16 protein-coding genes, 1 tRNA gene and 1 pseudogene are annotated in these 14,081 nt (G+C 70.5%); 1 reads left to right on the forward strand and 17 read right to left on the reverse strand.

All coding sequences use genetic code 11. From position 1 onward, the window contains the following. Positions 1–34 precede the first annotated feature (34 nt). The gene (locus tag PUR26_RS24700) at positions 35–445 is read right to left on the reverse strand and encodes a hypothetical protein (RefSeq protein ID WP_329875128.1); all 411 of its coding nucleotides are present in this window, start codon (positions 443–445) and stop codon (positions 35–37) included. A gap of 268 nt (positions 446–713) precedes the next feature. Next, a complete protein-coding gene (locus PUR26_RS24705) occupies positions 714–1,850 on the reverse strand; it encodes an ABC transporter ATP-binding protein (protein WP_329875130.1) in 1,137 nt (378 codons plus the stop codon). A 183-nt stretch (positions 1,851–2,033) separates the two neighbouring features. Between PUR26_RS24705 and PUR26_RS24710 the strand changes: the two genes are divergently transcribed. Continuing rightward, positions 2,034–2,111, forward strand: a tRNA-Thr gene (locus PUR26_RS24710). Positions 2,112–2,155: 44 nt separating this feature from the next. On the opposite strand, the gene PUR26_RS24715 is transcribed toward PUR26_RS24710, so the two are convergent. From PUR26_RS24715 to PUR26_RS24785, 15 genes and pseudogenes are all read right to left on the reverse strand, one after another. Further along, the gene (locus tag PUR26_RS24715) at positions 2,156–3,541 is read right to left on the reverse strand and encodes a tyrosine-type recombinase/integrase (protein ID WP_329875132.1); all 1,386 of its coding nucleotides are present in this window, start codon (positions 3,539–3,541) and stop codon (positions 2,156–2,158) included. Positions 3,542–3,603: 62 nt separating this feature from the next. Then, positions 3,604–3,804, reverse strand: coding sequence for a helix-turn-helix domain-containing protein (locus PUR26_RS24720; protein WP_329875133.1), 201 nt, complete (start codon positions 3,802–3,804; stop codon positions 3,604–3,606). A 187-nt stretch (positions 3,805–3,991) separates the two neighbouring features. Continuing rightward, positions 3,992–5,182, reverse strand: coding sequence for a DUF3631 domain-containing protein (locus PUR26_RS24725; protein ID WP_329875135.1), 1,191 nt, complete (start codon positions 5,180–5,182; stop codon positions 3,992–3,994). 343 nt (positions 5,183–5,525) lie between these two features. Then, positions 5,526–6,428 carry a bifunctional DNA primase/polymerase gene (locus PUR26_RS24730; protein ID WP_329875137.1) on the reverse strand — a complete coding sequence of 301 codons (903 nt, stop codon included), beginning with the start codon at positions 6,426–6,428 and terminating at the stop codon, positions 5,526–5,528. Between the two features lie 75 nt (positions 6,429–6,503). After that, the gene (locus PUR26_RS24735) at positions 6,504–6,674 is read right to left on the reverse strand and encodes a hypothetical protein (protein WP_329875139.1); all 171 of its coding nucleotides are present in this window, start codon (positions 6,672–6,674) and stop codon (positions 6,504–6,506) included. A gap of 11 nt (positions 6,675–6,685) precedes the next feature. Then, entirely contained in the window at positions 6,686–7,186 is a 501-nt protein-coding gene (locus PUR26_RS24740; protein ID WP_329875140.1) for a hypothetical protein, read from the reverse strand. 187 nt (positions 7,187–7,373) lie between these two features. Continuing rightward, positions 7,374–9,452: a hypothetical protein gene (locus tag PUR26_RS24745; RefSeq protein WP_329875142.1), complete on the reverse strand. Its 2,079-nt coding sequence runs from the start codon at positions 9,450–9,452 to the stop codon at positions 7,374–7,376. Between the two features lie 85 nt (positions 9,453–9,537). Continuing rightward, a complete protein-coding gene (locus PUR26_RS24750; RefSeq protein WP_329875144.1) occupies positions 9,538–11,079 on the reverse strand; it encodes a hypothetical protein in 1,542 nt (513 codons plus the stop codon). Positions 11,080–11,163: 84 nt separating this feature from the next. Beyond that, positions 11,164–11,397, reverse strand: a complete 234-nt coding sequence (locus PUR26_RS24755; protein WP_329875146.1) for a hypothetical protein — start codon at positions 11,395–11,397, stop codon at positions 11,164–11,166. Beyond that, positions 11,394–11,558, reverse strand: a complete 165-nt coding sequence (locus PUR26_RS24760; protein WP_329875914.1) for a hypothetical protein — start codon at positions 11,556–11,558, stop codon at positions 11,394–11,396. Before PUR26_RS24760 ends, PUR26_RS24755 begins: the two co-directional genes overlap by 4 nt. A gap of 23 nt (positions 11,559–11,581) precedes the next feature. Next, on the reverse strand, positions 11,582–11,899 hold the full coding sequence (locus tag PUR26_RS24765; RefSeq protein ID WP_329875916.1) for a hypothetical protein: 318 nt from the start codon (positions 11,897–11,899) through the stop codon (positions 11,582–11,584). A 196-nt stretch (positions 11,900–12,095) separates the two neighbouring features. Then, positions 12,096–12,461 (reverse strand): annotated as a pseudogene (locus tag PUR26_RS24770) (DNA cytosine methyltransferase); the annotation flags it as partial. Positions 12,462–12,508: 47 nt separating this feature from the next. Next, a complete protein-coding gene (locus PUR26_RS24775; RefSeq protein WP_329875148.1) occupies positions 12,509–13,366 on the reverse strand; it encodes a DUF2637 domain-containing protein in 858 nt (285 codons plus the stop codon). Next, positions 13,363–13,638: a DUF6303 family protein gene (locus PUR26_RS24780; protein WP_329875150.1), complete on the reverse strand. Its 276-nt coding sequence runs from the start codon at positions 13,636–13,638 to the stop codon at positions 13,363–13,365. The genes PUR26_RS24775 and PUR26_RS24780 overlap by 4 nt, the downstream gene beginning before the upstream one ends. Then, positions 13,635–13,904, reverse strand: coding sequence for a DUF6284 family protein (locus tag PUR26_RS24785; protein WP_329875152.1), 270 nt, complete (start codon positions 13,902–13,904; stop codon positions 13,635–13,637). The genes PUR26_RS24780 and PUR26_RS24785 overlap by 4 nt, the downstream gene beginning before the upstream one ends. Positions 13,905–14,081 lie beyond the last annotated feature (177 nt).

Below are 14,081 nucleotides of genomic sequence, written 5' to 3' on the forward strand. Positions count from 1 at the left end.
CACGATAGGCGCCCCTCGGTCTCCGGTGATGCGCTCAGCTCTCGTGGGCGACGCCGGAGGCGAAGGAGGTGTCACAGACCGGGCGGGAGTAGGACTGGGCGCGCACGGGCCCGTAGTGCTGGACGGCGGCGCGACCGAGCGCGCGGGCGAGCGTCATGCAGTGCTTGGCGAGCGAGGGGTGTTCCTCGACCGTGCGCTGGAGGCTGGTCAGGGCGACACCCGGGCCCTTCTCCTGGAGTTCGGCGAGGAGGCGGTCGTGGAGAATGTCCTGCGGGGCACGAGGCTTGGCTCGCACCGACACGTTCTCCGAGGACGCGGTGAGGATCTGGGACCGGGAGCTCCCGGCCCAGGGGACGCTGGTGACCGCGAGAGTTCCGGAGAGCACCAGGACGACGGGCAGGACGAGTGCGAGAGTGCGGCCGATTCGGCGTGCGGTGTGGGTCACGGACGTGAGCGTAGCGGTCAGTGATGATTTGGAGACATTTCGTCACCCTCCCGGGGGATGGTTCGATGCTCCTTTTCGAATCAGGCATTGACGAACAGGGTCCGAATTGACCTTTCTGCCGGGGTATTTGTCGACATCATTGATCTTGCTGCCGGTCTTGCGCGAGTGGGGTGGAGGTCTCCCGCCGGACCCGACCGATCAGATGCGCGAACGGCCCCGCACCGAAGTGCGGGGCCGCTCGGGAGAGTTGGGGACCGGCGTACGGGCGTCAGTCGCTGAGGCGCTCGCCCGTGGAGGTCGCGAAGACGTGGATCTCGTCCGGACGCGGCACCACGTGCAGCTCGGAGCCCTTCTCCGGGATGGCGCGGCCGCCGACGCGGACGACCAGGTCCTTGTCCTCGCCGCCGACGCGGGCGGAGCCGTAGACGTAACCGTCGGCGCCGAGCTCCTCGACGACGTTGACGGAGACGGCGAGACCGGCCGGGGCGCCGGCGGTGTCCTTGGCGAGGGACTTGGCGGCGGCGCCGCCGAGCTCCACCACGTCGAAGTGCTCGGGGCGGACGCCGACGGTCACCGTGGTGTCGCCGCGGTCGGCGGCGGCGGTCAGCGCCTCACGGGAGACCGGGACGACGCTGTTGCCGAACTTGACGCCGCCGTCGGTGATCGGGACCTCGACCAGGTTCATGGCGGGGGAGCCGATGAAGCCCGCGACGAAGAGGTTCGCCGGGCGGTCGTACATGTTGCGCGGGCTGTCGACCTGCTGGAGCAGACCGTCCTTGAGCACCGCCACGCGGTCACCCATCGTCAGCGCCTCGACCTGGTCGTGGGTGACGTACACGGTCGTGATGCCGAGGCGGCGCTGGAGGGAGGCGATCTGCGTACGGGTGGAGACACGCAGCTTCGCGTCGAGGTTCGACAGCGGCTCGTCCATGAGGAACACCTGCGGCTCACGCACGATGGCGCGGCCCATGGCGACACGCTGACGCTGACCGCCGGAGAGCGCCTTCGGCTTGCGGTCCAGGTACTCGGTGAGGTCGAGGATCTTGGCGGCCTCTTCGACCTTCTTGCGGATCTCCGCCTTGTTGACCCCGGCGATCTTGAGCGCGAAGCCCATGTTGTCGGCGACGGTCATGTGCGGGTACAGCGCGTAGTTCTGGAACACCATGGCGATGTCCCGGTCCTTGGGCGGCAGGTGGGTGACGTCGCGGTCACCGATGCGGATGGCGCCGCCGTTGACGTCCTCCAGCCCGGCGAGCATGCGCAGGGAGGTGGACTTGCCGCAGCCGGAGGGGCCGACGAGGACGAGGAACTCACCGTCCGCGATCTCGATCTCGAGCTGGTCGACGGCGGGCTTGGTGCCGCCCGGGTAGATCCGGGTCGCCTTGTCGAACGTGACAGAAGCCATGGGGATGCTGTCCCTTCACCGGCAGGAACGTGCCGGACGATCCGAGTAAAGGAATGGAAAGGTCTGGTCCACCTGGGTGAACCGCAGGTGACGCTACCCGGCGGGCGCGGCTCTGTCAGTAGTTCGGGGGAGGCGAGATTTCCGACCGGGACGACGCGGCGGCCGGTTACACTCGTGCGCAGTGCCTCCTTAGCTCAGTCCGGCCAGAGCAACGCACTTGTAATGCGTAGGTCGTCGGTTCGAATCCGACAGGGGGCTCCAGGGGAGAGGCCCAGCTCAGACACGTCTGAGCTGGGCCTTTTCGTTCAGCGGATTCGTCGACGACGCCGGGCGCGAGCCGCGCGGGGGTCGGCGGTCTCAGTTCTGGTCTCAGTCACGGGGCGGGCGGTGGGCATGAAGGCGTCGCCCATGCGGCGCATGGCGTCCTTCGAGAGGGTCGAGCGCCCCTTCACGTATCGCCGGGTCTGACTGATCTGGGTGTGCCGAAGAATCTCCATGATCGTGGGCATGTCGACGCCCAGTTCATTCAAGATCGTGCCAGCGGTGTGACGGCTGCCGTCGTACAGGCGACGATCGTCGATGCCTGCTTCCCGCAGGAGTTCCTTGAACTCCTCCCAGTCCTGCCGGGGGTCCAGCGGCCGGCCGTCCGGCCGGGCGAAGACCGCGTCGTTCTCCTCCCACAGCTCGCCCGCTGCGGCTCTCACTTCTTCTTGCAGCACCCTGTGGTCGATCAGGTGCGGAATGAACGGCGGAGGGATTGGCACCGGGTTCCGGCTCTTCTTGGTCTTGGGCCGGGTGTACACGAGCCCGCCGTCCTTGCGCTCGGGGCACGTACTGGCGTGCTGGGTGCAACCCCTCGGGCACGGCTTGGGGCAGCCGCGGGTGTAGTTCCTATGGGTCACGCAGTCGGGCGGGCACGGAGCGAAACGGTGGAGCCGTTCTCCGCAGGCGTGCGGGTCCGCACAGCCGTGTCGCCAGGTGAGCCGCTGGAGCTGCCAGCGTGGGTGGAAGAGACCGGACTCAAGATCGACGTACTTCCAGCGGAGTCCCAGGGTCTCGCCCTGCCGGAAACCCATGCCGACCCCGACGCACCACCGCATGAAGTTTGGGCGCTTCGAGGCTGCTTCCAAGAACGCTTTGGCCTCCTCCGTTGTGAAGGGGTTCGCCTCAGTCTCGTCCACGGACGGCGGGTCGACGAGCGTGGCCACGTTCTCCACAATGATGCGGCGACGGTGGGCGATCTTCAGGGCGCGCGACAGGATGCGGTGGACCTTGAGTACGTGCGAGGGGGCATGCCCCTCAGCGAGCATCACGGCGTACATCCGCTCCAGGTGCTCGGGTTGCAGCTTGTCCAGCCGGTGCTGACCGATGCCCGGGATGATGTCGTTGCGGGTCTTGGACCAGTAGTCATCCAGAGAGCGGGGCTTGAGCTTCAGGCTCGCGATGGTCGTCAGGTACGTGTCCATCCAGGCGGCCACGGTCGGGATGCGTCCGGCTTTGAGTGCGCGGCCCTGGTCGCGCTGCTGCTCCAGTTCCTTGACCTTGCGGCGTACCTCGGGCTCGGTCTTGGCCCGACGGTGGCGGCGGTCGGGGCTGCCATCGCTCTTGACGCCCATGGTGACGCGGCCGTGCCACCAACCGTCGCTGCCCAGGTAGATGGACGATTCCATGTTCGGCTTGCGGGGGCTCATGTGCTCCTCCGAATGCGTGGTGGCCCCGGACGACGGTCCGGGGCCACCACGCGCGGTACGGGTCAGTGGGACTGCGGTTCGAGGGCGTTGACGAACTCTTCGAGATGGCATCGCTTGATGCGGCGGGAGCGTCCCCGCTTGATGAACTTCAGCTCCCCGGCCGCCATCAGCTCGTAGACGGTGGAGCGGCCGAACCGGAGGACGGCGGCGGCTTCCTCGGGGGTGTAGAGAAGTTGGTCGGCACGAACGATGGTGCTGCTCATCCGGTGGTGCCTCCTTAGTGGGCTACGGAGCCTCTTCGGCTTCTCTCTGCCAGGTCCGCTACTTCCGCTACCTCCGCTACCGCCCTGGTCAGGGGCATGATCGAGGTAGCGGATAGGAGTAGCGGTAGCGGACGTCTGCCGCTACCGGCCCCGTTCTGAGGGGCGTGGGGCCGGTAGCGGGTAGCGCTCAGGTAGCGGACGTGAAGAGCTCTTCCGCTACCGTTTCCGGGCCGCTGACCTGCGAGGTAGCGGAGGTAGCGGAGGTAGCGGCCCCTGCGGGGGGTGGGGGGCAGTACCGCTGCCACGCGTCGTGAAGATCGGCGGCGTAATAGCCCTTCAGGACGGTCCCGGCGGTCTTGATGTTGCGGGCCTTGACAGGGGTGTTGTCGCTGGTCATGTACTCGCCCAGCATCTTGGCCAGCATCCGGGAGTCGAGCGGCCGGCCGCTCATGTCGGCCCACGGCGCCTCGTCGAGCGCGCACAGCCGGTCAAGGACAGCGACGGTGGGCATCCGGTCGATGCCCGCCATCACGTGGTCCCGCAGATCTGTCAGCAGCCGAATTCCGAGACTGCCCTTATCGTCGGCGCGGGAGGCGTTGACCAGCTCCACGCACGCGGTGCGTGCCCGCTCGGGCCACTGCCCTCCGGCCGCGTCGGCAACGGCGATCAGGGGCTCCCAGACGTCGGCGGGGCGGTCGGTGACGCCTTCGGGCATCTCGGGCCAGCGTCCGGCAACGTCCTCGCGGACCTGGTCGGCCCACTGGGCGAGCCGGTCGCGGAGCTTGTTGCCCTCCGCCTCGTGCAGCCGGGCCCGGAACGGCTCCACGTGCTCGTTCCTGGCGCGGCGGCGCATCCGGATGATGACGGAGCGGGTGGTGATGGTGTCGGGCAGGTAGCCGAGACCGGCGACCGAGACGGCGGTGTAGGAGGGGAACTCCACCACCGTCTGATTGCCGCCGTCACCGATGCACCGGTAAGTGACACCGGAGCGGCGATGGCCGGCGTTCAGGAAACCGCGTAGCTCCTCGTTGTCCCCGGCCTTGGGGCCGAAGACGGTGTCGATCTCATCGAACAGGATCGTCGGCCGTCCGGCGGGGTCGGAGACGGACCGGAACAGGGCGGCGGCCCGCGCGTTCACCGCCAGCATTGGGCGCGGCACCAGGGTCTCGACCACCTCCAGCGCGCGGGACTTGCCGGAGCCGGGTTCCGGGGAGAGGAACGCGAGCCTGGGGGTGGAGTCGAACGCGTCGAGCAGGTGGGCGTGGGCGTCCCAGAGGGCGACGGCGACGTAGGCGGCTTCGCGGGGGAAGACGTTGAAGCGGCGGTGGAATGCCTCGACTTCGGCGAGCAGCGCGGCGCCGTCGATGGTGTCGGTCATGCGGCGGCCCTCCCTTCCTGGGGGTTGAGCAGCGGGCACAGGTCTCGGTGGGCGGTGTGGTCGGTACTGAGGGCGAGTACCTGGCGTTGTCCGGCCGCGCTGCGGTCGCGTCCGCAGGAGCAGCGCGAGGTGGCGGTGGGGATCGCGCCGCGTCCGGGTGCGGTGATGTGGAGTATGGCGACGATGCGTGGCCCGGTGGCCGGGTGCGGGTCAGAACCAGGAAGGACGCCTTCGGCGACGCCCTTCGAGTCGCCTACCGCCCGCAATCGCGCCGGTCGTTCGGCGGCGCGCGGGCCGGTTGGGGTGACGGTGGGGCTTTTCAGGAGGGGGGTCTGGTGGTCGCTCATGCCGCCGTCCGGGGCCGGGCGGTGCGGATGGACCAGTCGAGTGCGCTGCGGATGGTGGCGCGGCACTCGGTCGCCGGCAGTCCGGCCGCCTCCCCCGCTTCCTGAAAAGCCTCCTCGGCCACGTGCCGGGGGAGGTCTCCCCACGCGACGAAGCGTCCTACCGCCCTGACTGATGCAAAAAGTTGGGCGTTTCGGCCGCCCTCGGTGGTGGCCTGGACGGCGGCGGTCTCACGTTCCAGCGCTACGTCCGCGACCCGGGATCCGCCCGCCAGCGCGAGCGCCGGAGCGGTCTGAACAGGCTTGGGACGAGCCGTGAGCGCTTCGTGGAGCCAGTCGGGCAGCGGGGCCGGGGGGTGGCTGTCCAGGACCTCGTATGCGCCGTCGGAGGTGTGGCTGCCGGGGGCGACGACGTACCCGCCCCACCCTCGGGTGTCGATGTGCTTGCCGAGCCGCCCGATGGTGTTACCGAGCCGGTGCCCGTCGGGCTGGGTGAAGTACAGGTGCATCCCGCCGCGCGCGGTCCGCACCCGGTGGGTGAGGGGGACGGCCTGTCCGGCGCGCTCGCAGAGCGCTTCAAATGTGGTCACGCCGTCAGGCGTTCCTTCTTGGTCCGTCGGCTTGAGCGTGTCCAGGTCGACGACCAGCAGTCCGGAGGGGCCGGTGGCGATGCCGATGTTGTACGGGGCCTGTGTCCACGCGGCGGCGAGCAGGTCGACGTTGGTGGTGGCCCGCTGCTCGGGGGTCTTGTGCCCGTCCGCGCACCGGCCGGTACGCGGACAGCGGGAGTCGGCGTGGCCGGCGGGCCGCTTGCCTTCCGGGCGGAGGGGGAAGACGGGCCAGCCGCGTTCGGCGGCATCAAGCGCGGCGGTCAGCAGCGCGGATGCGGATTGATGAGCCATGCTGGATTCCTCCAGTAGGTGCTGGAAGAGGGCGGCCCCGGTCATTGGCGTGAGTGGGGGCCGCCCTCGCTGATTTCAGTGGCGGGTGTGGTCGGTGGCCAGGTCGATCAGCCGCTTCGCCTCCTCAGGGGTGACGTGCCGGTAGCGGACGGAGACCCGGCATCCCGGGTGCGGGCAGCGGACGGTCCGCGTGCCGGTGAGGAGCGCGGCCGCGTCGGCGACGCGTTCGGGCAGGGGCTGGTTCACGCGGTGGCCTTTCAGCGGTTGTTGAGGGTTCCGGTGGCGCGGCCGAACATCCCGGTCGAGGTGATGTTCTGGGTGATGTGCTGGATCGGCCCCGCACCCCGGCCGCCCCTGCTGCGGCTCGCGCGGAGGAGGAGCGGGGCGAGGGCGCCGGCGGCGATGAGGGCGACGGTGGCCCAGAGGGCTTCGGCCATAGCAAGGACTCCGGGGGCGGCGTAGGAGATCCCGACCCCGGCCGCGGCGATTCCGCCGCCGAGCGTCGGGGCGAGGAGCGCGGTCGTCTTGGCCCACTGCGGAATCGACTCCGGCTGGACGCGTTCCGGTTCGGGGACCGGTGCGGCGTGGGGGTGGGTGTAGGCGAGGGTGCGGACCCCGTTCGGGAGGGTCACCCAGTCGACGCCGGGCGGGATGTCCTGGGGCAGCAGAACGGTGTGCGGCTCGACCGGCCGGGGTCGGTGAACGGGGTCGCCGTAGTGGGCGGCGGGGGTGGTGATCGTGCGGTTCGGCTCATGCACGTGGGGGCTCCTTCGGACGGGCGGAAGACGGTGGGTGGTGCCTGTCATCGCGCCTGTCACCTGTCTGTCACCTGTCACCTGTCTGTCACCTGTCATCCGCAGGTCACAGCAGGGGTGACAGGCACCCGGACCCCTCCGGGAGGGGGTTGGGGGAGGGCGTGACAGGTGACAGACAGGCGGCCGGGGGTCAGGCTTCGGGGAGGTGGCTGTGGTGGACGTAGCGGGCCTTGCTGCCCTCCCCGATGCGGCTGATCTCACCGGATTCGGCCCACTCCTTCAGCCACCGCTGGATCACCGGGCGTCGGGTGCCGTAGGTGTCCTTCAGGTCCCGTTCCATCGCCGATGCGCCGGTGCCGGCGGGCCCGGCGGCGATGACCAGATTGAGCGCGGCCTGTCGCGCGTCGGGCTGTTCCGGTTCCCGTACCGGGCGGCCGGACGTCCACGAGGACGGATCCGACCAGTCCGTGTCCCCGTCTCCGTCGGGCCGGGTGTCGGGTTCGGCGGATGGCATCAGGAACAGGGCCTCCAGTTCATCCGCGCCGGGTGTGGCGACCGGGCGGGGCTGGTCCCATCCCGCGGTGGCCTTCCACTGCCCGTCCGGGCGGCCCGGCAGCGTCCCCGGACCTGCGGCCGGGCCGCCTGTCGAGACCGGCTGTCCCCACAGGTGGCCGCACCGTTCGACGCTCCACCGTTCGGTGTAGGCGGGTCCTGCGGCTTGGAGGGAGACGGTGTCGAGGGTGGGGCGGCGGTGTGCGGTGGCGCGGGTGACGGCGTCGATGCCGGAGGGGGTGATGCGCCACTGCTGGGCGGTCTTGGGCTGCTTGCCCTCGGTCCCGACCAGCATGGATCCCGGGCCGGAGAAGCTGTTTTCGGCGGTGAGGGCGCGCCAGCCGAAGAGGTGGCCGAGTTCGGAGTCCTCGTTGGCGCCGGTGCAGACGCGGTTGGAGGCCATCTTGCGCACCATCGGGTCCGGCAGGACGTCCTGGGTGACCCGCAGGGCTGAGATCACGGCGCGGATCGCCATGGCGCGGGCGACGCGGATGACCTTCACGACCCCCGCCATCACTTCCTTCGCGGCCTTGGTGGCGGAGACCTCGGCGCTCTCGTCCATGATGATGACGATCTCGGGGATCTGAGGGGAGACGGGAAGCTTGTCGTCGTCCTCGTCCCGCATGTGCTGCTGGTAGGCGATCTTGCGGGTGTTGGCGATGGCGATCGCCGCTTCGAGCATGAGCCTGGCCTCGGCCGGTGTGGAAGCGAGCCAGTCCACCCCGGGCGCCGGAACCTCATCCCGCCGCTCGGGGTCCATCTGGGCTTCCCGCCAGGCATGCAGCCAGGGCAGGCCGAGGCTGCCGGCGTTGAGGTCGATGACCCACACGAGGGTGTCGTTGGTCTGCAGCAGCCGGGCGATCAGCGTCTGGAGCCAGTTCGTCTTTCCGGTGCCGGTGCCGCCGGCGACGACGGTGGATGCCTGCCGCATGTCCAGCTCCGCCCGCCCGCCATCCGACAGCAGGGCGATGGGGGCGGGGTTGTTGACGGTGGTGGTCTCGGCCATCTCCTCCACCGGGAACGGGATCTCCTGCCCCTGGTAGGTCTTGGTGGCCACTTCGATCAGCAGACGGCGCCGGGAGATGCCGGGAAGGACCTGGAGGCCACAGCCGTCGGGCAGGTCGAGGTCGGAGGCGAGGGCGTCGGTACGGTCGGCGACCTGCCTGCGGGTGACGCCGCCCTCGGGCAGTTCGATCTCGATGGTGTAGCCCATGCCGGACGGCCAGTGCTCGATCCCCAGCACACTCACGTCCTCCACCCGGCACACCCGCGCGATCCGCTCGATCCACTCGGCGGCGAGCGCGCGGCGGGTGCCGATGGACAGAAGCATGCGGCGCCGGGCCTGCTCGGTCTCCTCGCGCGCCGCGAACCCGGCCGCGAGAGTGCCGGTGGCGATCCCGCCGACGAGGAGAGATCCGAGACCGGTCAGAGTCATGGGGCCCGTGCTGCCCAGGGCCCAGCAGGACCACGTGCCGGCCGTGGTCCAGCACGCGGCGCGGAAGGCGACGGTGGCACCGGTCAGCCGGTTGCGCCAGCCCGCGATCGACGAGCCGACCGCCCCGGCCGCACCAGCGGCGAGAGCGTACCCGGACGGCATGCCAGCGGAGTGGGTGAGCGCGGTGGTGACGAAGGTTCCGGCGGTGGCGTTCAGGGTGCCGGTCAGGATGCCGTGAGGGGCCTTCCAGTCGACCCGCACGGTGTTCTTCTTGCTGCTCACAGGTGTTCTCTCCTCGCGATGACAGCGGCCCGCCGCCCACAGGCTGGGGACGGCGGGCCGAACGAGCGGTGCAGGATGGTGGAGGTCAGCCGACGTTCCAGCGGCGTTCCCCGTCGATGCCGTTGCGGGGGTTCTCGATCCGCTCGATGTCCTCGGCGTGCACGCGCCGGTAGACGGTGCCAACCTCGTCGAGGGCGGTGACCACGCGGTTCATGGCGCGGTAACCCTCGCCGATCTCCTCCACCACCAGCGGGTCGACGGGGAGCTTCTCCTGCGAGAGTTCCGCCAGGACCCGCAGAGTTTCCTGCACGGTCGACATCGCCTCGGGGAGGTCGTCGATGAGAGCCTGGAACTCGGCCATGTACTCCGGGTCGAACGTGGACGCGGCCTGGAGCATGACCTCGGCGGCGTCGGACAGGCGGGTGAACGCGGTACCGGACTCGGACACAGTGCCTCCAATACGGTCGGCCCCCGCCAGAACGACGGGCCGGGACTTCGCTGTCTGCCCGACCGGCGCGAGCACCCGGTCCTTGGGGCGGTTGGGGTTGTTCACCTGCGTCGCAGGCACCGCCACCACCGGCTTGTCGCCATCGGTGGAGATGCCGTTGATAGCGGCGTCACGGGCGGCCCGCACCTGCCGGGCCCGGCCCGCCAGCCGCCGCCACACCGCCCGCACGTGGCGGGTGGCGACACCGGGCTTCTTCCAGTTCCACACCCCCGACACCAACCCGGCACCTGCGGCCAGCAGCGCGCTGCCGGTCATCCGGGCCGCGTGCCGCAGCGCGGAGCGGCGCAGTGCCTTCTGCCGTACCGCCGCAGGTGCTGCCTTGGCGGTGGGATTGCCGGCCGGGTCCAGCCCGGACTGCCGGCGGGCCTTCGCCTCACCCTTCGCCGTACGCCGAGCCGACCGGGCCTCGGCCTTCCCGGTCCGGGTCGCGGCGCCTGCGGTGTAGCGGGCGTGCCCGGCCCGGATCGCCCCATCAGCAGCACCCAGCGCTACCTTCCGAGCCGCCTGCACCAGCCCACCAGAGCGGCGCTGCGGCTTGTCGGCGCCACCGGACGAGACGGGCCGGGGCGAGGGGGAGTTGGGCCTACTGCTGTGATGCTTGGGCGATCCGCCCGCAGGCGGGGCAGTTTTCGCGCCGGGAGCCTGCGGACCGGCGGACCCGCTCTCGGCACGGTGACGGCCGATGTTCCGGGCCACCGCCCGCAGACCAGCGGTGGAAGACCCAGGCCCCTTGCCGAGGAGCCCTCCGGAACGCGGCCCGGCCGGGCGGCGGTGACTGCCGCCCGCACCGCCCGCCGAGGAGGAGGGCGAGGAGCGGTCCCGGCCTGCGGCCGGGGTGCGCTGCTTAGGCAGGGACGTGGGCTTGCGCTGCGCCCGGCGGGCCGTGATGCGGCGGGCCAGGCCGGTGGCCGCGACGGCGCCCATGACGGCGCCGGTCACGGCCAGCCCGGCCGGGCCGCCCACGGCCACCGCGCCGGCCGCCACCGCACCCAGGGCATTCGCCCCGGCCACGGCCAGCGGAACCCCGGGCAACGGCGCCAGAGTCTCAGCAGCCTTGGGTGCGGGCGGAGTTGGAGCGGGTGGTGTCTGCGGTACCACTTCGACGATGGTCTCGGTCATGCTGTACGAGCCCCCTTCGGGGGATGAGGGGCCCGGCCAGATGCTGTAGGAGGCTGGCGGCCGGGCCCTGCTGATACAGACAGGTCAGAGCTGGTTGGGCTCCAGGCTGAAGAAGACGGTGTTCGCGGAGGACATCTCCGGCTGCTGGGCCACGATGTGGCCCCGGAGCGCGACGAGGACGTCGTAGCGGGTGGCGCCGGCAGGCGGGGTCCACGTCCCGAACTGCGTGGTCATCCCCCGACCGGGCACCTCCAACGTCAGCACCCACATGTGCGAGCCCTGCGACTGGCCGTGCTCCATGGAATTCCTCCAGTTCACGCGGCGCGGGAGGGTGCGCCGGATCGGGACGGGGCATTGGCGAGAAGGGCCTGGAGGGCGGCATCGGCCTGTTGGGGGACGACGCCGTTTCCGAGGGCCTTGAGCTGGGCGGAGCGGGACAGGCCGGGGACGTCGGTGACGTGGCCTTCGGGCAGGCCCATGAGCCATTCGACGAAGGGCGGGTTCAGTCGTCCCAGAGCGTCAGCTGGCCCGGGACCTGGACGTCCGAGGACGGACTCCCACCGCGCGATCGCCGGACCGTACGGCCCCCAACGCTGCGGGCCGCGTCCGTCAGCGTCTCCCCGTGCCCCCAGGCCGGGTTCGCTCCGCTGCTGCCCTTCGCATCCGTTGCGGTGGTCGTCGGCAGGAGCTCTCCCACTTCGGCGGCCAGGCTCTTGCCGTGCCTGCCCGCTTCCTGGGACGGCGAGCGCTTGGTCTGCCGGTTCTCGTTCGCCGACGCGCGCGGGGTGGGCAGGAGCGAGACGACGTGGCGCAGATTCATCCCGCCCTGCGCGGCGTGTCCCGGCCCGGTGTTCTCCGAGGTCGACGGCGTCGGCAGCAGCGAGGTGACAGCTGTCGGGAGCTGTCCCCTCCGCCCGCCCCCGCGCCAGTCCCTGGCCGCCGGGGTCGGCAGGCCACGCGAGGACGAAGAGCCGGTTGCGCTGATGGGCGGCGCCGACGTCGGACGCGCGAAGAGTGCACCACTGCGCATCGAACCCGAGGCGGGCAAGGTCGGCGAGGACGGTGTCGAATCCGAGGGAAAGGTGCCCTGCGACGTTCTCAAAGACCGCGTAGCGGGGTCGTAGAACGCCAAGGGCACGGGCGATGTGGGGCCAGATGTGCCGGGCATCGGCAGTTCCCTTCCGTTTGCCGGCGGAGCTGAACGGCTGGCACGGGTACCCGCCGACGACCATGTCGACCGGCTCCAGGCCGGGCCAGTCGGCGGCGGTGATGTCGCCGAGGTTCGGAACGTCGGGGTGGTGGTGGGCCAGGATGCGGGCCGCGCCGGGATCGTTGTCCGCGACCCACGCAAGCGAGCCGCCCATGACGGCCTGGACGGCCATGTCCAGACCGCCGTAACCGGTGCACAGCGAGCCGATCCGCAGCCCGCTCACGACCCGACCCCGACCGGCTCAGCCACCGGCACCGTGGCCCGTTCGGCGCGCAGGGTGTCGCGGAGCGTGCGGGCCTTGTCCGGGGACGTGCGCAGCGCCCTGCGGATGCCCTCCGCGGTCAACTGATCGACCGTCCACGACTCCGTCACCTGCCGTGCCTCGACAAGGAGTTCGTTGGCGGTGCGGCGGGGGCGAGTCGACCGGGCCGCATCCGGCACCCGACCGGTCGCCCGGCGCGGGGTCGACTGCTCGGCCGCCGCCACCCGCCCGGAGACCCGATCGATCGAGGAATCGACCTCCTCGGGCCGATCGTCGGCCACCTTCTCGACCAGGACCGGGAGCGGCTCGGAGACGGCTTCCGCGAGATCAGGGGTAGACCGTTCCGTGTCGGTCTGGGTCGATTCCTCCGCATTGGTGGAGTCGACTGATTGGTGGTGCAGCACTTTGGCCACCAGGTCGGAACCGAAGTAGATCGACCCGACCGGAAGCGACGTGGCGAGCAGGACCAGCAGCCAGTTGACCGTGTCCCACTCGGCCAGGCGCGTCCAGTCGACCGATCGACCGTGCAGCTCCGGCACCAGACCGTGCACGAAGTTCAGCACGAGTGAGGCGACCGTATAGGCGGCGAGGACGCGCAGCGCGAACCGCTTGTCGGCCCGATCAGTCAGCACCAGCGTGGCAACCAGCGCCAGCGCCATCAGCCCGTCGACCACGAACGGGTAGAGCTGCGCACCCGTCTCGTCCGCTCCCACGGCGGTGGCCACGTCCCGCAGGGCGTTCCAGGAAACCCGGAACGCCATGCCGACCACAGCGACCAGCGCCAGGACCAACAGCGTTTTGCCCCAGCGGTTCACGTGGCCCCTCCCGCCCGCCGAACGGCGACGGCGGCGAGCAGCCGAACCGGGGAACCGGGGCCGTCACTGTCCTCGCACCAGTCCCACTCGGCACCCGGCACGACTTCATACCCCAGCGCGGCCAGCGCCTCATCCCGCTCGGCGAGCGTCGGCGTCGGGATGCCCCGGGGCCACTCCCACTCGGGCCACATCCGCGAGGTGTTCGGCAGGGCCACGTACAGGTGCCAGCCACCGCCGTCAGAGATCTGCGCCCTGAACGTTGCGCCGCTCATGCGACACCGCTCGGAGCGGTCACGACGGCCGCGCGGTTCGACAGGTCCCGGCGGGCCGCGAGGACCCGGTTACGGGCCCGGCGGATCCGCCGCTCGTCCAGTACGGTGACCGGACGGTCAAGGGTCATGATCTGCGCGTCGAGCAGGTCGACCTCCGCCAGGATCAGCGGCATCTCCTGCTCGATCGCGTCCAGCTCAGCGTTCGACGGCTCACCGTCGAACAGGGTGGCCGTAACAACGGCCTGAAGTGCAGCGATGGACAACATTGGGTGTGTTCCTCTCATCCAGGAACGGCCCGAAACGAGGCCCCGGAGTTGCACCTCCGGGGCCTCTCGCCGTTGGAACCATCCGGCTCCCCTCAGCCCCGCCCGTACGAGACGGGCGAAGGAGGCAACCGGCCACAGCCGTAGAAGCTGCGGAAGGGTTGAGCGCGGACCTGAGCC

Origin of the sequence: Streptomyces sp. SP18CS02 (assembly GCF_036322365.1) — a bacterium.
Lineage (GTDB): Bacteria > Actinomycetota > Actinomycetes > Streptomycetales > Streptomycetaceae > Streptomyces.